Annotated in this window: 17 protein-coding genes and 1 pseudogene; 2 read left to right on the forward strand and 16 right to left on the reverse strand. The window is 66.0% G+C overall.

The window, feature by feature from the left end; all coding sequences use genetic code 11:
* Positions 1–34: 34 nt before the first annotated feature.
* The 3 genes from HNP55_RS18215 to HNP55_RS18225 form a co-directional block, all read right to left on the reverse strand.
* On the reverse strand, positions 35–2,470 hold the full coding sequence (locus HNP55_RS18215; protein WP_221439657.1) for a TonB-dependent siderophore receptor: 2,436 nt from the start codon (positions 2,468–2,470) through the stop codon (positions 35–37).
* 115 nt (positions 2,471–2,585) lie between these two features.
* Positions 2,586–3,665 (reverse strand): FecR domain-containing protein, encoded by a 1,080-nt coding sequence (locus tag HNP55_RS18220; RefSeq protein ID WP_348648729.1) that lies wholly within the window; start codon positions 3,663–3,665, stop codon positions 2,586–2,588.
* Positions 3,662–4,171 carry a sigma-70 family RNA polymerase sigma factor gene (locus tag HNP55_RS18225; protein WP_348648730.1) on the reverse strand — a complete coding sequence of 170 codons (510 nt, stop codon included), beginning with the start codon at positions 4,169–4,171 and terminating at the stop codon, positions 3,662–3,664. Before HNP55_RS18225 ends, HNP55_RS18220 begins: the two co-directional genes overlap by 4 nt.
* Positions 4,172–4,359: 188 nt before the next feature.
* Between HNP55_RS18225 and HNP55_RS18230 the strand changes: the two genes are divergently transcribed.
* Together HNP55_RS18230 and HNP55_RS18235 are read left to right on the forward strand one after the other, a co-directional pair.
* Positions 4,360–4,632, forward strand: a complete 273-nt coding sequence (locus HNP55_RS18230) for an antitoxin (protein ID WP_055397084.1) — start codon at positions 4,360–4,362, stop codon at positions 4,630–4,632.
* Positions 4,629–5,057, forward strand: coding sequence for a PIN domain-containing protein (locus tag HNP55_RS18235; RefSeq protein ID WP_184302600.1), 429 nt, complete (start codon positions 4,629–4,631; stop codon positions 5,055–5,057). The genes HNP55_RS18230 and HNP55_RS18235 overlap by 4 nt, the downstream gene beginning before the upstream one ends.
* Before the next feature lie 143 nt (positions 5,058–5,200).
* On the opposite strand, the gene HNP55_RS18240 is transcribed toward HNP55_RS18235, so the two are convergent.
* The 13 genes and pseudogenes from HNP55_RS18240 to HNP55_RS18305 form a co-directional block, all read right to left on the reverse strand.
* A complete protein-coding gene (locus tag HNP55_RS18240) occupies positions 5,201–7,621 on the reverse strand; it encodes a TonB-dependent siderophore receptor (RefSeq protein ID WP_184302603.1) in 2,421 nt (806 codons plus the stop codon).
* Positions 7,622–7,721: 100 nt separating this feature from the next.
* Positions 7,722–8,729, reverse strand: coding sequence for a FecR family protein (locus HNP55_RS18245; RefSeq protein WP_348648731.1), 1,008 nt, complete (start codon positions 8,727–8,729; stop codon positions 7,722–7,724).
* Between the two features lie 58 nt (positions 8,730–8,787).
* Positions 8,788–9,309 carry a sigma-70 family RNA polymerase sigma factor gene (locus HNP55_RS18250; RefSeq protein WP_184302607.1) on the reverse strand — a complete coding sequence of 174 codons (522 nt, stop codon included), beginning with the start codon at positions 9,307–9,309 and terminating at the stop codon, positions 8,788–8,790.
* A complete protein-coding gene (locus tag HNP55_RS18255) occupies positions 9,306–10,346 on the reverse strand; it encodes a FecR family protein (protein WP_184302610.1) in 1,041 nt (346 codons plus the stop codon). Before HNP55_RS18255 ends, HNP55_RS18250 begins: the two co-directional genes overlap by 4 nt.
* Positions 10,333–10,827, reverse strand: coding sequence for a sigma-70 family RNA polymerase sigma factor (locus HNP55_RS18260; RefSeq protein WP_184302613.1), 495 nt, complete (start codon positions 10,825–10,827; stop codon positions 10,333–10,335). The genes HNP55_RS18255 and HNP55_RS18260 overlap by 14 nt, the downstream gene beginning before the upstream one ends.
* A gap of 177 nt (positions 10,828–11,004) precedes the next feature.
* Complete coding sequence (locus HNP55_RS18265; RefSeq protein WP_184302615.1) at positions 11,005–11,628, reverse strand: DUF4400 domain-containing protein; 624 nt, start codon at positions 11,626–11,628, stop codon at positions 11,005–11,007.
* Positions 11,625–13,532, reverse strand: a complete 1,908-nt coding sequence (gene traD / locus HNP55_RS18270; protein ID WP_184302617.1) for a conjugative transfer system coupling protein TraD — start codon at positions 13,530–13,532, stop codon at positions 11,625–11,627. The genes HNP55_RS18265 and traD overlap by 4 nt, the downstream gene beginning before the upstream one ends.
* A 1-nt stretch (position 13,533) precedes the next feature.
* The gene (mobH, locus tag HNP55_RS18275; RefSeq protein ID WP_184302619.1) at positions 13,534–15,273 is read right to left on the reverse strand and encodes a MobH family relaxase; all 1,740 of its coding nucleotides are present in this window, start codon (positions 15,271–15,273) and stop codon (positions 13,534–13,536) included.
* A 78-nt stretch (positions 15,274–15,351) separates the two neighbouring features.
* Positions 15,352–15,999: a FlhC family transcriptional regulator gene (locus HNP55_RS18280; RefSeq protein WP_184302621.1), complete on the reverse strand. Its 648-nt coding sequence runs from the start codon at positions 15,997–15,999 to the stop codon at positions 15,352–15,354.
* Positions 15,996–16,328, reverse strand: coding sequence for a flagellar transcriptional regulator FlhD (locus tag HNP55_RS18285; protein ID WP_184302623.1), 333 nt, complete (start codon positions 16,326–16,328; stop codon positions 15,996–15,998). Before HNP55_RS18285 ends, HNP55_RS18280 begins: the two co-directional genes overlap by 4 nt.
* A gap of 277 nt (positions 16,329–16,605) precedes the next feature.
* Positions 16,606–16,765: pseudogene (locus HNP55_RS18290) on the reverse strand (IS5/IS1182 family transposase); the annotation flags it as partial.
* A gap of 211 nt (positions 16,766–16,976) precedes the next feature.
* Entirely contained in the window at positions 16,977–17,696 is a 720-nt protein-coding gene (locus HNP55_RS18300) for a glutamine amidotransferase (RefSeq protein WP_184302624.1), read from the reverse strand.
* Positions 17,693–18,502, reverse strand: coding sequence for a YggS family pyridoxal phosphate-dependent enzyme (locus HNP55_RS18305; RefSeq protein ID WP_058198342.1), 810 nt, complete (start codon positions 18,500–18,502; stop codon positions 17,693–17,695). The genes HNP55_RS18300 and HNP55_RS18305 overlap by 4 nt, the downstream gene beginning before the upstream one ends.
* Between the last annotated feature and the right edge of the window lie 108 nt (positions 18,503–18,610).

Here is an 18,610-nt window from a genome sequence, read left to right on the forward strand (position 1 = left end):
CGCCAGCGTCGGGGCGCCGCGCCGTGTTCCGGGCTCACCATTGGTAGTTGAAGCTGGCCACCACAGTACGCCCGCGACCCCGGTAGCAGTAGCCGTCCTGGCACGACAGGTAGCGCTTGTCGGTCAGGTTGGTGGCGTTCAGGCCCAGTTTGGCGCCCGGCAGCACCTCGCGGAGGTCGTAGCCGATGCGCGCATCGACGATGGTGTAGCCGGCATTGCGCGCGGCGTTCGCTGCGTCCGCGAAGGTCTCGCCCGTCCAGCGCGCGCCCAGGCCCACATCAACGCCCTGCAAGAATCCGCCACCAAAGCGCTTGTGCACCCAAGCTGCGGCCATGTGCTTGGGGGTGGTGATCGGCCGCTTGCCTTCGTTGCCGTCGTTGCTGCGGGTGATCCTGACGTCGCTGTAGGTGTAGCTGGCGGTCAGGTCCAGGCCCGCGGCCAGACTGAGGTTGGACTCCAGTTCCAACCCGCGCGAACGGACCTCACCGGTCTGGACGTAATTGACCTCGTTGGCCGGATCGCGGGTCTTGACGTTTTGCTGCACCAGGTTGAACACACTGATGGTGTGGCTGACGCGGCCGCCGTCCGGCTGGTACTTCAGCCCCAACTCCACCTGCTTCCCCTTGGTGGGCTTGAAGGCATCGCCCGCCAGGTTGCTGCCGAACTGCGGGATGAAGGAGGTGGCCACGCTGGCGTAAGGCGACCAGGTGTTGTCGATGCGGTAGAGCACGCCCAGGCTGCCGGTGGTGGCGTGGTCGGTCTGAGGTGTGCGCTCGCCCGTGCTCAGATCGGTCTGGGTCTGGCGCACCGTATCGCGCCGCACGCCGGCCGACAGCCGCCAGTTGTCCACCGTGATCTGGTCGTTGAGGTAGAGGCCGGTTTGCGTGCCCTTCACGCCTTGCTCAACCAGCACGGTATCGGGGCGGGTGACGGCCTGATGGTAGTCAGGGCTCGTCATGCTGATCGACGGCGCACTGCCATACAGGTAGCTCACGTCCGCCGTCAGGCGGGAATGATCCAGGCCCAGGGTGAGTGCGTGGCGCAGCTCGCCGGTGGACAGGCGGCCTTCCAGCGCGGTATCCACGGCCAGGGTCCGCATCTTCTCGTAGACGCCGTAGCTGTCGCGCAGGATGGTGGTGCCGTCGGCATCCAGCGTGCCTTCCAAGTACTGGTTGTCGGTGCGCACCCGGGCGTAGCGCAGGTTCTGGCGCGCGGTCCAGTCGTCGGAAAACTGGTGGCGGGCCTCGTAGCCCAGCGCCCACTGCGTCTGCTTCAGGCCGTCGAAGTCGACGTCGCCGTTCCAGAATTCGGTGAGTGTGCCGTCCGGCGCCTGAAAGGGCTTGGGCGATCCCGCTGTTTCGAAACGATTCCAATGCGACAGGAAGGTGACCTGGGTGCGCGCCGAGGGTGCCCAGGTGAGCGCGGGCGCGATGTAGGTGCCATCGTCGTTGACCCCCACCGTGCCGGTGTTGGCCTTGCGCGTCAGGCCCACCAGGCGGTACATCCAGTCGCTCTGCGGTGCCAGTTCCCCGCCGAGGTCGAACTGCGCCTGGCGGTGGTCGTTCGTACCCAGTTGCACCTCCACCTCACGCACCGCATCTCGGCTGGGCCGCTTGCTGACCCGGTTGACGAGGCCACCGGGGCTGATCTGGCCATAGGTCACCGAATCCGGGCCCTTCACCACCTCCAGCCGCTCCAGGGCATAGGGCTCGGTGTGGGAGTACGACAACCATTCCGAGTTGGGCTGGCGCAGGCCGTCGCGGTAGTCTGCGTCAGTGGTGACGTCGAAACCACGCACATAGATCTCGTCAAAGCGTGGATCGTTGCCCGACATGCCCACCTGCACGCCGGCCGTGTAGGCAACGGCATCTTCCACCGTCAGCACCTTGCGGTCGCGCATCTGGTCCTCGGTGATCACCGACACAGCGCGCGGCGTTTCCGCCAGCGGAAGATCGGACTTGGTGGCGCCCAGGCTGCGCCTGGCCACGTAGCCGGTAACCGGCCCGTTGGCTGTCTCGCGCTCGGCGCCAGCCCTTACCGTCACCACCGGCAGCACCGCCTCTTTCGCGCTCACGGGCGCTGGCGGCGCGGTTTTGATGACGATGGACGCCCCATCGGCGCTGGCCATCAGTCCGCTGCCTGCCAGGGCCTGCTCCAGCGCTTGTTGGGCGGTCAGGCGGCCCTTGATGGTTGGGGCCGTTTTGCCCTTGACCAGGGCTGGGTCGAAGCTCAACAGCAGGCCGGCGGATTCGCCGATGCGGTTGAGTGTGGTCGCCAGCGGGCCGGCGGGAATGTCGAACTCGCGAGCCGTGCTCTGCGCTTGCGCCATGGCCGGCGTGGGCAGCGCCACGGCTGTCAGGCAGGTGCCGCCAAAGATGAGGTGCAGTGCCAGTGCAAGGGGGTGGATGACGGGCCGGGTGGATGGGGGGAACGGGCGGCGGACGGGTGTCCGGGTGTGCTGGCTGTGCATGGGAAAGCTTCCTCGGGTTCGGTTGGATGAAGGTTTTCACCCTGCACGCCAATCGAACGCGAAAAAGGTACAGCGCGGATTGCATTCGGCCAGCGGCCGTCATGACAAAGCCGCTCTATAGCGGGCGGATCGCAAGCCCTCCCGCCGGATCGTTCCCTCTCGCCGGCACCACGCGCACCGGTAGCGCGCGGGCCAGCGCGGCCAGCGCCTTGTCGGTGTCGGTCAAAGGATAGGTGCCGGAGATGCGCAACGCCCGCACGGCCGGGTCGCACAGCAGCGGCGAAGTACGGTAGCGCGCCAGTTCGGCCACGAAGTCGGCCAGGGGCAGGTCGTCCGCCACCAGCATGCCGCGCGCCCAGGCGCTGTCGGCGCTGCGGGCCGCGCTGCGGCCAAGCAGGCCCAGGCGGTTGAAGTGTGCGGCTTCGCCCGCAGCGAGGATGGGGGCATCGTCCGTTGCCACCGCCTCAGCCGTGGGCGCGAACCCGAAATGACCGAGCGCCCCGGCGTGGATGGCCACACGCGCCTCCATCACGGCCACGTGCGTGCTGCCTGCGTCCTGTCGAACCGCGAAGCGCGTGCCCAGCGCCCGCACGCGGCCTTCGGCGGTTTCGACCCAGAACGGTGGCGGGGGTTGGTCGCCATCACCCTCGCCCTTTGGCTTGGCGGTGGTGATGAGCACGCGGCCGCGCCGCAGGTGGATCAGGCGCTCGCTGGCCGAGAACGCCACGTCGATGGCAGTGTCGGTGTCCAGGCGCAGTTGGCTGCCGTCGGCAAGCAGCAGGTCGCGCTGTTCGCCCACGGCGGTCAGCGCGTCGGCGGAGGCGTCGCTGCTGCGCCAGCCTTGCCAGCCGAACCAACCAGCGCAGAACAAGCCGGCCAGCCCGCCCAGGCTTTTGAGCGCCTGGCGGCGAGCGGCGCGCCGGCCTTGCTGCTTTTCGAGCGCGGCCACCGAGACGCCGGTCTGGGCTGGGGGGATATGGGCAAAGGGCGCGGTCACGGCCTGGGCTCTTTGCCAGGCGGCCTCGTGCCGGGGATCGGCGGCGCGCCAGGCCTGCCAGCGCTGGCGGTCTGCATCGGTGGCCTCGCCCGAGGCCAGCTGCACGAACCAGCGGGCGGCGGTTTGCAGGAGTTCGGCCGACGGGGCTGCGTCGGGGCCAGACGTGGATGCCCCAGGGGATGGCGGGGCCGTAGTCACGGCGCTGCGACGCCCATGCAGTGCGTCATGGCCTGGAGCATGTACTTCTTGACCATGCTGACCGACACGCCCAGCCGCGTGGCGATGTCGGCGTACTTCAAGCCTTCGAGTTGCGAGAGCAGGAAGGCGCTGCGCGCCTTGGGCGGCAGGCCGTCGAGCAGGGCATCGATCTCATGCAGGGTTTCGAGAACCATCGCCCGCTCCTCGGGGCTGGGCGCATGAGGCACCGGCTGGGCAGCCAGTGCTTCGAGGTAGGCGCGCTCCAGGTCTTGCCGGCGCAGGTGGTTCACCATCAGGCCGTGGGCCACGGTGGTGAGCCAGGCGCGCGGCTCGCGCAACTCGTCCAGCCGCGGGGCCAGCAAGGCGCGCACGAAGGTGTCCTGCGCCAGATCGGCGGCCTGGTGCGTGCAGCCCAGCTTTCGGCGCAGCCAGCCGTGCAGCCAACCGTGGTGGTCGCTGTACAGCGCATGCACTTGCTGCTGAATGGCGGACTGAGCGGCGGACACGAACACCCTCGCGTGAAAGCTGGCTGGGGTGCTCGGCACCTTGGCTGGTGAGTTTGTAATTGGGAATTGTTCGCATTTTATCGTGTTGCGTCAGGGAGGTGCAACGCGAGTGGTCGAGGCGCTTCACGCTTGTCGATTTGCCATCCCGTAGCTATGATTTCGTATATACATCTCGCCGAGGCCAGACCATGCACGCCACCGCCAAACTGTTCACGACAGGCAACAGCCAGGCTGTGCGCCTGCCCAAGGCCTTCCGGATGGATGCCACCGAGGTCTGGGTCACGCGCAACGAAGCTACCGGCGAAATAACGCTCCAGCCCAAACCTGGGGCTGATGAACTGCAGGCCTTTTTCAGCCTGCTGGAAGCCGCGCCGCGCCACAGTCCTGAGTTCATCCCGCCACGCGACGACGCTCCGGCCGACGACCCCTTCGCGGACTGGACTGCCGAGGCCGCGAAGTGAGCGAGCTTCGCTACCTGCTGGACACTAACATCGTCAGCTACTATTTGCGCCGCGTCTCGCCAGTGCTCGAGCAGCGGGTAGGCGACGCGCTGCGCGCCCACGCCTGCGCCGTTTCGGTGCTGACCCGCGCCGAGTTGCGCTACGGCCAAGCGCTGATGGCCGCCGACGATCCGCGCCGCGTCCTGGTGGACGCCTTTCTGCAGCGGCTGCCGCACCTGCCCTGGACGGGTGATGCCGCCGATTGCTTTGGCGCCATCAAGGCCCACAGCAAGCGCAACGGCACACCGCGAGGCGACATCGACACCCAGATCGCTGCCCAAGCCGTCGCCGACAAGCTGACACTGGTGACGCACAACGTGCGTCACTTCGAGGGTACGCCCGGGCTGCATTGGGAGGACTGGATGGCGACCGGAGTGCAGGCGTAGTCCCGCCACTACTTGCTGCGGGACTACGTGCGGAACGACTGGCACCCCATGCAACCATTACTTCTTCGCCTTGCAACAGATGTCAGCGCTGCGCCAATCAGATCGCGGTCATCTCTCACAATTCCGTGCCCATTTACGACCTGCTACCACCGATAAGTCGCTGTTGCGGTGACGGTGCGTTCCTCGCCACGATACCAGCCATCGAAGGCATTGCTCGTGTAATAGCGCTTGTTGAACAGGTTGGTTGCGTTCAGCGCAAGACGCCAATGGCTGTCCAGGTCGTAACGCAGGCTTGCATCGAACAGAGTGAAGCCAGGTTGCGATTTGGTGTTGGCTGCATCGTCCCATCGCTTACCAACGTACCGTGCGCCTGCACCAATGTTCAGACCGTGCAGGCCGCTATCGCGAAACGTGTAGTCAAGCCACAGCGATGCCATCTGTTTGGGGGCCTGAATCGGCGTCTTCCCTTGCTCCACATACCAGGTGTCGCCTTTGCGGCCTTTGATGTCGTTGTAGGTGAAAGAGGCTGTAGCGAAGAGGTCGGGCATCAGCTTGCCCTTGGCTTCCAATTCAAGGCCGCGCGAGCGCACGGCACCCACTTGCTCGCTGATGCCGCTGAGCGGGTTGGTCACCGTGATGTTCGTTTTCTCCAGGTCGAATACCGCAGCGGTCAACAACAGGTCACCGCTCTTGGGCTGATACTTGACACCCGCTTCCCACTGTTTGCCTTCGGTGGGCTTCGCATCCAGCGCATCAAATGCTCCGAACGCCGGCTGGAACGAGGTGCCGTAGCTGACATAAGGCGCCCAGCCGCCCGGGGCAAGCCAAGTCAACGCTGCACGACCAGTCCAGGCTTTGTGCGTGCTACTTTGAGTGCCGCCCCGAGAGGACGAACTGTCCTCCCCCTTCGCCGTGTCGTGCCTGCCCGATAGTGTGAGCAGCCATCGGTCCGCGAACTTGGCCTGATCCTGTACGTACAAGCCCACGCTACGGAGCTTGTTTGGGCCGTAGACGCCGCCGGGGGTGTTGGGGGCGGGAATTGGCAGGTATACCGGGTTTAGCAGGTCCAGATCCGGGGCGCTTCCCGTCAGGTATTGTTCTTTGGCGCGTACACGGGTCCAGTCCACGCCGGCAATCAGCCTGTGCGCTACATCGCCGGTCTGGAGCCGGCCCTCAAGAAAACTGTCAAGCGAAGTTTGCTTGAGATCGCCAAATCCGTGAACCGCAGTCCGCGTGAACGTCCGCCCGTCGGCCTGCAGCGACGACCTTATGTGGTGCTTGTCTGTCTCGCGGTCCGCGTAGCGGAATTTCTGCCGGAAGCCCAAGTTGTCGCTGAAGTCGTGGCGGAACTCGTACCCGAGGGTCCATGCCTTGTGGACGATGCGGCTGTAGCGCGGATCACCTTCGCGAACGTTGGTTGGTTGCCTGTTCGCGTCAGCCACATAACCGACATCGTCGCCAGCCTCATGTTGAAGCGTGGATGCGAGCAAGGTCAGCGACGTGGCTGCTGAGGGTTGCCACAACAGAGAGGGGGCGAAGTACTGGCGCTTGGTTTCGGCCCTCTCACCTCCCGGATACTTCGCCTGATCGTCGTTGCTTCTCGTCAACCCAACCAGGCGGAACGCGAGATCGTCTCCAATCCGGTCACCATAGTCTATGGCCAATTGCCGGTGCTTGAAGTTGCCAAGCTGCACCTGGGCCTCCCGGATTGGTTCGTTCAATGATGGCCGCTTGCTGACGCGGTTGACGATACCGCCGACATCACCCTGCCCAAAGGTGGCCGAGGACGGACCACGCAACACTTCGATGCGCTCCATGCCGTAGACCTCGGTCATCTGGCCGATATCGACAAAACCCAATTGCGCCAACCCATCCAGGTAGTCGTGGGTCGAACTGTCAAAGCCTCTCAGGGTCAGGAATTCGTAGCCACGGTCATCACGTCCATAGGTCCGGGTGAAGACTCCTGGCGTGTAGTTGAGGGTGTCGAGGACCTCTCGCATGCCCTTGGCATCGATCTCCTCGCGCCCGATCACGGAAACGGACTGCGGGACTTCGGTGATGGGCGTATCGGTCTTTGTCGCGGTGGCGCTGCGCTTGGCGGCGTAGCCCTGCACCGGCCCCGTCGCCGTCTCAAGTTCGGCTCCCGCCCTCACCGTCACCACCGGCAGCACCGATTCCTTGCGCGGCGCCGCCGCCTCGGGCTTGGTCGGCGCTGGCGGTGCCTTCTTCAGCGTGTAGCCGCCATCGCCGCCGGGCGCGATCTCTAGCCCGCTGCCGGCCAGGGCCTGGGCGAAGGCTTGCTCCAGTGTCAGGTTGCCGCGCACCGGGCCCGCCGTGCGCCCGCTGACCAGTGCGGGGTCGATGACGATGATGCGGCCGGCGCGGCGGGCGATGCCGGTGAGCGTGGCGTCGAGCGGGCCGGCCGGCAGGTCGTAGGCGGTGGTCTGCGCGCTGGCGGCGGATTGCGCGCGGGCCGGTGTGTGGGCCAGGGTGCCGCCCAGGGCGAGCAGTACGGCCAACGCCAGCGGGTGCAGCGCGGCGGGTCGGGCGTGTTGACGGTGCATGCGGTTTCTCCGAAAGAACGGTGGGATGGCTGGAAGCGATGTCTTCATCAGCCTTGAACCGCGAGCGGAGAAAAGTGACAGGGGGCTGCGCGAAAAAAGTTCAGCGCAGGTCGATACTCACCCACCAGCCGGTGCGCCGATGCACTGTGATCGGGAGCGCCCGGGCGAGCGCGGCCAGGGTGCGCTCGCTGTCGTCCAGCGGAAAGCTGCCCGTCACGCGCAGGCGGGCGGCCTGGGGCGAGACGCGCAGCACACCGGGGTGGTAGGGGCGCAGCGCATCCACCACGTCTTGCAGCGGGCGGTCGTGAACCTCGACGAAGCCGTCTTCCCAAGCGCTGGCGGCTTGGGGAGCCAAGGCCTCTTGCGCCACGCCCTGCGCGGTCAGGCGGGCGCTGTGGCCCTGGGCCAGCGTCAGCGCTTGGCCCTGCAAGGGCTCGATGCGTACCGCCGAGTGCAGCACGGCCACCAGGCTGCTGCCGTCGTCCTGCCGCACCAGGAAGCGCGTGCCCAGGGCCTGGATGTGGCCTTGCGCGGTGTGCACGATGAAGGGGCGTCCACCGCCAGCCTCTTGGGACTCTTTGGCCACTTCGACGATCAGTTCCCCGCTGCGCAGGTGCAGGCGGCGGGCGGTGCCGTCGAAGGACTGGTCCACCACGCTGCGGGCGTTGAGCCACAGGCGGCTGCCGTCGGCCAGGGCGAAGACGCGGCGTTCGCCTGTGCCGGTAGAAAAATCGGCGGCCAGCGCGGACAGGGGCCGCTGCCCGTGGGACCACAGCAGGCCGCCACCCACGCCGGCCAGTACCAGCCCCAGTGTGTTGCGCAGGGCGCTGCGCCGCCCGGCTTGTGCCAGCAGGCTGCGGCGCATGGCTTGGCGGGGTGGCAGCCCTTGTGGCAGTTCGTTCAGGCGGCCGAGTGCACGCTCCATGCGCGCGGCGGCGGCTTCGTGCCGTGGATCGGCTCGGCGCCAGGCGTCAAAGGCAGCGTGGTCGGCCGCGCTGGCTTCGCCGGAGCGCAGTTGGACCGCCCAGGCGATGGCGCGGGCGGCGATGGGGTCTGTAGGGTTGGAGGGAGCGTCTTGCTCGGGAAGTGGGTCGGGCGCATTCGGCACGGAGCGGTCGGCGGTTGGTATTGCGCCCGGATCGGCGCCAAGGTCGCCCACCCGAACCTCAGAGCGCGGCATAGCAGCGCGTGAGTGCTTCGGCCATGTACTGCCGCACGCGACTGACGGAGACGCCGATCTCGGCGGCGATCTCGGCGTAGGTCAGACCGTCGAGCTGGCTGAGCAGAAAGGCCCGTCGCGCCTTGGCCGACAGGCCGTCGAGCAAGGCATCGATGGCCAGCAGGGTTTCCAGCGCCATGGCCCGCTCTTCCGCAGAGGGCGCAAACTCCTGCGGCACCTGGGCCAGTTCGGCTGCCCAGGCCAGCTCAAGCCGCTGGCGTCGCTGGTGGTTAAGCAGCACATGCCGGGCCACGGTGGTCAGGTAGGCCCGGGGCTCGTCCAGCCGGGCCGGAATTCGGGAGGTGAGCAGCCGCACGAAGGTGTCGTGCGCCAGATCGGCAGCGCGGTGGGTGCAGCCCAGTTTCTTGCGCAGCCAGCCGTGCAGCCAACCGTGGTGGTCGCAGTAGAGGCCGGCTATTTGCTGCTGGAGCGCGGCGGCCTCGGGTGATCCTGTGGTGCTGAAGCTCATGGTGATGGAGCCGCTCCCTTGCCCTTGGGCTCAATGCTGCTCCACCAGGGCAGTGTGTGCCGCACCTGGACGGGGAGCACCGTGGCGAGCATGACCAGCGCCCGGTCTGTGTCGTTCAGCGGAAAGCTGCCGAACACGCGCAGGTCGGCGACCTCGGGGGCGACGGCCAGGTGGCCGCGGCGGTAGCGCGCCAGTTCGGCCGCGACCTGGGCCAGGGGCATGTCCTGGGCGATCAGCAGGCCTTGGGTCCATGATTCGCGGGCGGGGTCGGCCAGTGCGGGGGGCTCGACACCGCTGCCGCTGAAGCGGGTCTGCTCGCTGGCCCGGAGGACTCGGGTGGTGCCGCTGGTGGCGGTGCGCACCTCGACTGCGCCTTCATAGACCGCGACAAAGGTCTGCCCGTCGTCTTCCAGCCGCACATTGAAGCGCGTGCCCAGGGCGCGCAGGCGTCCGTTAGGGGTGTCGACCACGAAGCCCCGGCGGGCATCGGCTGCCGTCTCGATGAAGATGTCACCCGTCACCAAGCGCAGGCGGCGCAGGCTGGGCTGGTAGTCCTCGTTGAATGCGCTGGCAGAGCCCAGCCACACGCGGGTGCCGTCGGGGAGGGAGACTTCGCGCACGTCGCCCACGCCGGTGTGGTGGTCGGCCGCCCAGGCCATGGCCATGGCGGGCAGCGGCGTATGGCGCCATACAGCCCAGCTCAGCAGCCCGGTGCCACCACAAGTGGCCAAGCCCAGCAGGACGCGGCGCCGGAGCGCATGGTGCCGCGCGGTTTGCAGCACTTCGACGGTGGAACGCGGGTCGACGCTGCTCTGGATGGGCTCGAAGCGGCGGCCGACCTGTTCGACACAGGCCCAGGCCGCGCGGTGGGCTTCGCTGGCTGCCAGCCAGGATTCCCAGGCCGTGCGATCAGTGTGGCCGGCTTCTCCAGAGCGCAGCAGCGCGAACCATTCGGCCGCTTCCTGCATGGCCCGGTGCGTGGCGTCACTCGAGGCTGCCTTGGGCGCTGGAGGGAGGGGCAGTTCAGCTGCGGACATTGTCATGCGCCTCCATCTGCATGCACAGCAGCATCGCCTGTGCCACATACTTGCGCACCATGCGGGTGGAAACATCCAACTCTGCCGCAACCTCCTTGTCGGTCATCTCGCAACCCACCGCCAGCACGAAGGCCCGAGCGGCCTTGGATGAGAGGCTTTGCAGCATGGCGTCGATGTCCTGCAGGGTTTGCAGGACGATGGCCTGCTGCTCGGACGAAGGAGCGAACGATTCGGGCTGGGCGGCCAGCGCTTCAAGCCAGGCCGCTTCGACCTGACGGCGACGCCAGAGATCGACGCACAGACCATTGGCCATGGTGCGCAGGTAGAGGCGCGCCTCGGGCGGACCGTCAAAGCGCCGGGGCGTCACCAACAAGCGCAGGAAGGCGTCGTGCGCGAGGTCGGCGGCATCCGCGGCATTGCCCAGGCGGCGGCGCAACCACCCCTGCAACCAGTCATGGTGGTCGCAGTAGAGGGTCTCCACGGAGGGAGAAAGCGTTGGGTCCAGGGCGCTCACAGGCAAGTCATCACGCCGCGCGATGGTTTGCCCGCACAGCTTTCGGGATCAGGGAAGTGTATTGAATAAGAATTATTCTTATTGTAACGGGCTCGACGCCTCAGGGGCAAGTTCATGCCCTCCGTTCATGCGGGGTCGAGCCGATCAGCCATGGCGATGGAAATTAGCCACCACCCTGCTCAGGAAGAAGGCGCAGGAAACCGGCAGCATGGCCAGCAGCGCAGGGGCAATGGTGATCGGGGTTACGGCCGCGACGATGCTTGCACACGCCATCAGAACGAAGGCGCTGGCGTGGAGGGCGAACCACTCCGGATCGTGCGGCTTGAACTGCTTGGCACGCAGAATGCGGACGACGAAGCCGTCGATCGCGGTGGCAATGATGACGAATGCCTGCAACGGCAGCCACTCGATCAGCGCAGCGAGCCGGTAGGTCGCAAGTAGCAGCTGGGCATCGATCGAGCGGAAGTAGGTGTTGCCAAAGAAGCGCTGATTGACCCGAGCCATTTCCTGAGCGACGGCTTCGGCCATGCGGTCCGTGCCGGGCGCTTGTGCCGAGGTTGGTACCGGGCTGGCGGCGCTCAGGGCCTGGTTCATCGAGAGCGCGCGCTCAAGGATGAGCACTGCGCGCGCCTCGCTCCACGTTGCCGCGTTGAGCTCGTGTTCGCTGTGGATCTGGTTCAGGAAGCGCTCGGGAGGATTCGCGGCCGGCAGATACAGCACGAAGACCAGCAGCAGGGTCAGGGCCGCGACAGCGATGATGCGGATCATGCTGCAACCCGATGGCGCGGCTTCGGGAACGGTGTTTCGGTGTCGAGGATCGGGAAGCGTCCCTTGATGATGCGCCCGCCCGATACCGATGCGAAGTACTGCAGATTCGGCAGCTTGCCCAGGACATCGGCAGGGATCATTTCCTCGAAGCTCTCCGTGAGCTGTGTGGAGTGACTGGCGGAGAAATCGCCCAGATGAGCGTCCGCACCATGGCTCAGGCCCACCCGCAGCGTATGGATCGCGGTTTTGCCGAAGGTTTCGACCACGAAGTCCTGTGTCGGCCGATCCTTGGAACGGAGCGCGATCAGGTTGTTGAGGTTGCCCAGGGCCATGCGGGCGGCGTCCTCGCTGCCCAGACGCTTGGCCAGGTCGGCCAGCGTCTGCATGGCGCAGGTGGTGTAGATGCCGCCCTCGGCCCCCTTGTTGAGGATCTCGATCAAGGGCTGGTTGATGACGTTGCTGACCTCGTCGACGAACAGCGAGATCCGCCGGTACCCGCCCAGGTTGTAGCGCATGCCGGCGCGGGCGGCGAGGTCGGCGAGGGCCAGAGCGCCAATGGCGGAGGCGACCGAGGGGTCGGGCAGGGAGTCCAGGCACATGTACAAGACATGCCCGGCGCGCTCGATCTTCTCGAAGTTCATGATGGCCCGCTTGTCCGCCGGGTCGAACGGATCGGGGCTCAGGCTGCGGCCCAGATCGCCGGAGGTCAGCATCGAGAGGATGGGCAGCAGGTTGGCCGTGATCTTCTGGTAGTGCTCCCGGTTGTGCCGGAAGACCCGGACCTGGGAATCGATGACCTTGCTGCGCTGGCTCTGGGGAACGTGATGCTCGTAGAAGGCGACGAAGGCCATGAGGTCGGCGCTGGCCGCTTCCGAAGGGCGCTTCAGGTTGCCGCGGTGCGCCTCGTGGAGCAGGCGCTTCATCTCGGGGTGCTCGCGCCAACCGTCGCGGAACTCCGCGCCGTAGAAGCGCCGCAGGGACTGTTCGAGGACCGGCTCGATGCCGCCTTCGATATAGCGGGTCAGCTTGGCCAGGCTCGGACGTTCTTCGAGGTCCACGAGACCCTGCACCACGACGTTGACCGCGTCCCACGAGAAGGCACCGAAGGCCCCGGCTGTATCCGGCGGAAGGATGGACTGGATTCGCGAGGCGAGTTCAGTCGGCTTCTGCCAGTTGAAGGCGAAGTCGAGTCTCACCCCAGTCTCGGGAAAGGCGGGGTGGAATTCCAGGAAGGTGTCGGCCTCCCGATAGCGCTCACAGGCGCGAATGGCGGCACGCTTGAGCCGACGGCTGTTCTTCGGGTCGATGACGATGACGACGTCGCCGCGACGGACGGCTTGGGTGACAAGATTGGATAATGCGACGCCCTTGCCCGCCTGTGTGGTGCCCACCAGGAGCGTTCCCCCCTCGAAGTTCTGCAGCGGCCGGTAGAGCGGGCGCTCGCGGGGCTCGACGCCGTGGATGTAGGGCAGGCCGATCTCGGAGTCCGGCTGGGGAGTGACTTGGTATCCCAATAGGTTGAGGAGCGCGGGGGATGCCGTATAGCTGCGGTAGTCGATCTTGGCGAGTTCGTACAGGCGCTGCGAGTGCAGGGGTTGCCAGTCGAAGCCGAAGCCCAGGAACACTTGGTCCGGGTTCCGAGTCAGGCGTTCCTGCTCGGCCGGGCCGATGACCTGCATGGCACGGCCGCTCAAGGCGGCGCGCAGCACCATGATGTGGGCGGCCTGGGCCGCTCGCCATACGGCCATGAGCAGGCATGCGGCGGCCAGCGGCATCGCGATCCTGATGGGCGCTTGGGCTCGCACGGCCATCGTGACCGTGGCGAATACGGCCAGCAGCCACATGGCACTGGCGTAGGCCTCGTAGGCCCGGCGCCAAGGCATCTCGTATGCGCGCGCCAGCATGTCAGACAGCTTCCTTCTGCTGACTCGGCAGGCCGATCACGTGCCGTTTGTCGATCAGGACGCCGACAACCTCCTGTCCCTGGAAATGCCGGGAGATCGGCGACGGCTCCGCGAGCATACCGACCTCGCTCAGGGAGCGCGTCGCGGCAGGCGGGGCTACTTTGCGTGCAGTCAGCGCAGCCAGAGGAACGAACAGTCCGTCGTCGGTAGGCTTTGCCGCCCACTCGGCTTCGGGTTCCGACAGCGTTGCAACGATTGCCGCCAGCGCATCGCGGACTGTGACAGGGAGGCGAAGGGGCGCGAGCAGCCTGGCTTGCTGTGGCTCGTCTGGGCGAGGGGTGATCGGCGTGGGCGTGGGTGCTTCGTCCGCTGGTGCGGCAGGCGGCGGGTCGAGCAGGGCCAGTTGCTGGGGATGTTGCGGGGAGGGCGCTTCGGGAACTTGAGAGATCGATGGCGGGCTGGCACGCCGGCGCTTCCTGCTGCTTCCTTTGGCGCTGTCATCGGCGCTTGGTGTGGTCAGAAGCGCTGGCTTGGTCGAGACGGCCGGCGCAACGGCTGCCGCATCCGCCGTCGGTGGCGTCAGCAGCGGATTGGTGAAGGCTTCCGGCAGTTTGTCCGACTCCGTGAAGAGCATCGCCGGGGCGCTGAGCTTGACGGCCTCCAGCGCGGGCTTGTTGCCTGGCGGATGGATGAGCCAGGTTGCCTTCCCATCTTCCTGTGCGGTCAGCACACCGGCCGTGAGCAGAACTTCGAGGATGGTTTCGGGCGCCTTGGGAATGCCGGGAAGCTGGTCGGCTTCGAGCAGCTTGCGAATATCGTCGGCACTGCCGGGCCACACCATGAACATCCCGTCCGGGCCATGCCAGACACGAGACTTCTCCGCGTTCGGGGTCCAGCCGGGATTGGAAGCCGCCAGGCGCCGCAGCGCATCGACGAGATAGCGTTCCAGGTGCGACCCCAGTTGGGGCTTGCCATAGCGTTCGGCGCTGGCCAGAAGGAAACGATCGATCACCAGCGCCAGGGCGCGGCGGACCAGGGATTCCAGCACGTTGTGGTCGCGGTAGATCGGGGTGCCGGCAACCGCCGCGAGCAGGTGCGGGACGATCTGGGTGTTTCCCGTGGCGAGATCCTGCAGGGTTTCCGCGGATACCACGTGCGGCAAGGCGAAGAGGCCCAGCGAGCGGCTTTCTACGGCGTTGGGGCGCCACTTCAGGAAATAGCGCTTGATCTGGTGGTGACGGAGCCAGCCGGTCAAGGGCCGAAGGTAGGGAGCCCATTCGTTGCCGGCTTCGTCGGTGACGATGACATGGCTCAGTGGGCGGTGCAACTCGCAACACAATCCGCCGACAAAGGTGGCCAGGCGCCAGCGCGGTTCGAGGTTGCGACGCTCGGTGATCGTCGCCCGCCCGGAAAAGATGTGGGCATCGGTGCCTTGCAGCGCGAAGAAGGCGGTTTCGAGGCCGATGCGCAGAAGGCCGCCAGGCTCATTGAAGTAGTTGTCCGCCGTGCAGGGGAGCAGATGCACGTAGGCGGCATACCGGCGCAGCAGGGGGAGGATCGTCTGGTCGAAGCTGGCGCGATCCATGCCGAAGCACAGCTTGATCCGGTCGATGAGTTCCTGGTGCGCCGCGAGCAGGGCGTCCACGTCGAGGTCAGGAATGCCCGGGTCGACCGAGGGATAGCGAAACTCGGTCGAAAGCGCCTGTGCCCCAGGCGGCGAACTGTTTGTGGCGACACCCATCTCGCGGTACCTGATCCGGATCGATGGGCGCATCGTGCGTGTCGGCGCCCGACCCGTCCAGCTGGAATTGGCCCCGGATCAAGGCGAATTCGACGGCGGGTGCGGAGCGAGTCTTTCGCTCCAGCATGCGCTGATCCAGAACATCTGGATGTCGCGTTGAAGCGTTTGCCTGGGATAGGCAGCCTGGATGCGTGGATCCTTGGTGTGGCGATTGAGCAGCTTGCAGAACGGGCATTCGTGGTTGGTGAGTGGCGCTAGGCTCAGGCTGGTCAGGTACTCGCTCTTGCAGGTCGGGCAGGTGAAGATCGAGAAGCTCCTTGCGGTCACGAACCAGCGCCCGGTGGTGTGGGCCACGAGGTCGAAGGCGCGATCGAAGCTGATCCGGGGCTGCTTCTTGCAGAAATTGAGGTAGTGCCGATAGGCGCCGAGCAGGGCGAGCGGCGGGTCGATGCCGCGGGAAGCCAGCCGGCGGAAGAGGACGACGATGATTGAGGCCTCGGTTCGGCACAGCAGGTTCGCGTTGTGGTACCACTCGCGGGAATCGGGATGGCGGCCGCGGCGCGGTCCGCCGAGGGGATGGCGGAATAACTGGTGCAGTTGGCCTGCCGAAAGGCCCGTGAGCAGCTGGATGGTCCGGATCCGTGCGCCGAGCTCGGCGCATTCGGTGGCCACGGCAAGGGCATGGATGTGTCGTTGCGCATGGAGAAGATTGCGTTCGCTCTTCATGGCAATGCACTCCCATCTACTGGGCAAGCGGGACGAACCGGACGGGCGGCCTGGGCAGGATGAACCATCAACAGCGCGCCAGCGAGTTGAGGCGGCCAGGCCAGAACCTGGACGAGGTCGGCACGCGGGGGGAAGAGACACTCGTCACCGAGGTGCGTGACGAGGCTCAGAATGTCCTGAAGGTCGAGCGAGGCGAGAAACTCGGCCTGGTCGGCATCGAGTCCGAAGCGGCTGCATGCGATTGCGTTATCGTGCTTGGCACATTCCGCAATCAAGATGAGCATGTTCAGATTCGCGATCTGGACCTGCGAAAGCTCGAGTTTGCCCATTGCTTTCTCCGCGCAGACTTTGACGAGACACGCGGCCGAAAGTGAGCTTCGTCATTGGCATGCTCCGGCGAACGGCAGCGTCGTTGGGATCGAGACTATTTGCACGGGAATGGCTCCGTCAATATCGTCAAACTCGCAAAATGCGAGGGCCACTCGCAAAGGTCGGCGCGGGGAAGGCAATGCGAGTTGACTTGATCGCCTTGTCATGTATCTGAAGCGGCTTTGTTGCACAAATCGATTTCCCGGCGCCATAGCCCCAGCCCCGGACGGACTCATGGCGCTCAAAGGTGCGCGCTATCACCCGCTCGCCCAGGCGCTTGAAGCAATGCATCTTGGCCTCCACGAGGCTGCGCCGGTGGTAGGTAGCCGCTCCAGGTCTTCCAGACGCCTCGTCCCTGCCTCTTGCAAGCCGCCGCGGCATCGTTGTGTGCCCTCGCGCCCGTCCTGCTGTCTTTCCATGCCCACCCATTCTTGCAAGGCACTTGATGCTCAGGCAGAACCGTATCGCCGCGTCCGAGAAGGTCTGGCTGCGCCCGCGTTTGCCGCTGGGTTTGGCCTGCCAGGCCACCCGACCATAGACCTCTTGCGATTGCACCGATACCACATCGAATTGCAGCGGCCGCTGTGGAGTCGACGGCGTTTTCTCGATCATGGCTGCTCCCCTCGTGGTTCCGGTTCGATGCCATCGAGCCAGCGGGTGAACACCGCCTGCGTAGCCAGCGGCAAACGTGTTTGCAGGGCATATGCCTGGGTTCGCAGCGCACGCGGGTCAATGCCTGCCTGGGCCAGCTCGCAGGCATGGCCGACCAGCCAGCGTTCGATCTGGAGCGGGTCCGCCTCCAGATGGCATTGAAGCCCCAGCACGTGGCGTCCGATTGCGAAGGCCTGGTTGGGGCACACGTCCGTCCCTGCCAGCCGCAGTGCGCCGGGCGGGATATCGAACTGGTCGCCATGCCAGTGCATGACCGGCACGTCGCCCAGCGCCACCAGCGGCGATGCCTCGCCTTCCTGTGTCAGCGTCAATGGCGCGAAGCCGATTTCCTTGACGCCCATGGCATCGACCCTGGCGCCAAGCGCGCGGGCGATCAGTTGTGCGCCCAGGCAAATGCCCAGCAGCGGCCGTTGGTTCTCCAGTCGCTCGCGCACCAATGCCAATTCACGGGCGATGAGGGGATAGGTCTCATCATCGAAGGCGCCAATGGGGCCGCCCAGCACTACCAGTAGATCGGCGGACGACACATCCAGCGTGTGCAGGCCATCGGCAGTGGCATCCACATAGCGTACGGCATAGCCACGGGCTTCGAGCAGCGGCTCCAGCGTGCCGAGGTCTTCAAAATGCAGGTGGCGGATGGCGATGGCGGTTTTCATGGGTGTGGTTCCTGAGTAATGGATTCGTTTGGCCAGTAGTGGCTGTCCGGCAAGGCGCGTGCGCCAAAAATGGCCTGCCCGACGCGCACCACGGTGGCGCCTTCCTCGATGGCGATCTCGAAGTCGCCGGACATGCCCATGGAAAGTTCGTTCAGGCCGATGCCGGCGGGCGCGCTCTGGCGCAGCCTGTTGCGCAGGGTCCGCAGCAGGACGAAGCACTGCCGCACTCGTTCGGCCTCGCTGGAGAACAGCGCCAACGTCATCAACCCACGCACGCGCAGCGCCGAGAACGCGGGCAGCGCCTGTATGAAGGCCGGCACGTCCTCGGGAGCGAGGCCGTACTTGCTGGCCTCGCCCGAGGTGTTGACCTGCACGAACACATCCAGCGACCGGCCCTCGGCCTGCAGACGGCGATCCAGCGCCTCGGCAACGCGCAGGCTGTCGAGCGCCTGGAACTCGGCCGCAAAACGCGCCACCAGCTTGGCCTTGTTGGTTTGCAGGTGGCCGATGACCGACCAGCGCAGATCGCGCAAGTCGGCCATGGCCTCCCATTTGCGGTGCGCCTCCTGCACCTTGTTCTCGCCCAGCTGGCGGCAGCCGGCTGCGTAGGCCAAGCGGATGCGTGCGTCGTCGATGGTCTTGCTGACCGGCAGCAGGCGCACGCTGGCCGGGTCACGCCCGGCGCGGCGGCAGGCGATGTCGATGCGTGCCTGCACGGCAACCAGATTGCGCCGAAAGTCCTCGACCGTGACAGCCTGGGGGTAGCGGCCGTGACCAACGGACGAGGGAGAGGTGGAAGACGACATGGCCTGTTCGTGACTCCTGAGAGGTTGGTTCTTGACCCGGTTGAAAACCGCTTTATAGTTCCAAAATGGTCCGCTGTGCCCTGCCATTTATTTGAAGAGATACCAACC

Origin of the sequence: Roseateles oligotrophus (genome assembly GCF_014204525.1) — a bacterium.
GTDB lineage: Bacteria > Pseudomonadota > Gammaproteobacteria > Burkholderiales > Burkholderiaceae_C > Paucibacter_A > Paucibacter_A oligotrophus_A.

Bases quoted from the DNA above. Each gene is read 5' to 3' on its own strand.
- HNP55_RS18285 (WP_184302623.1), bottom strand. From the start codon at position 16,328: ATGGGCAAACTCGAGCTTTCGCAGGTCCAGATCGCGAATCTGAACATG.
- HNP55_RS18230 (WP_055397084.1), top strand. From the start codon at position 4,360: ATGCACGCCACCGCCAAACTGTTCACGACAGGCAACAGCCAGGCTGTG.
- traD (WP_184302617.1), bottom strand. From the start codon at position 13,532: ATGCTGGCGCGCGCATACGAGATGCCTTGGCGCCGGGCCTACGAGGCC.
- HNP55_RS18255 (WP_184302610.1), bottom strand. From the start codon at position 10,346: ATGTCCGCAGCTGAACTGCCCCTCCCTCCAGCGCCCAAGGCAGCCTCG.
- HNP55_RS18215 (WP_221439657.1), bottom strand. From the start codon at position 2,470: ATGCACAGCCAGCACACCCGGACACCCGTCCGCCGCCCGTTCCCCCCA.
- HNP55_RS18280 (WP_184302621.1), bottom strand. From the start codon at position 15,999: ATGAAGAGCGAACGCAATCTTCTCCATGCGCAACGACACATCCATGCC.
- HNP55_RS18305 (WP_058198342.1), bottom strand. From the start codon at position 18,502: ATGTCGTCTTCCACCTCTCCCTCGTCCGTTGGTCACGGCCGCTACCCC.
- HNP55_RS18265 (WP_184302615.1), bottom strand. From the start codon at position 11,628: ATGATCCGCATCATCGCTGTCGCGGCCCTGACCCTGCTGCTGGTCTTC.
- mobH (WP_184302619.1), bottom strand. From the start codon at position 15,273: ATGGGTGTCGCCACAAACAGTTCGCCGCCTGGGGCACAGGCGCTTTCG.
- HNP55_RS18300 (WP_184302624.1), bottom strand. From the start codon at position 17,696: ATGAAAACCGCCATCGCCATCCGCCACCTGCATTTTGAAGACCTCGGC.
- HNP55_RS18240 (WP_184302603.1), bottom strand. From the start codon at position 7,621: ATGCACCGTCAACACGCCCGACCCGCCGCGCTGCACCCGCTGGCGTTG.
- HNP55_RS18250 (WP_184302607.1), bottom strand. From the start codon at position 9,309: ATGAGCTTCAGCACCACAGGATCACCCGAGGCCGCCGCGCTCCAGCAG.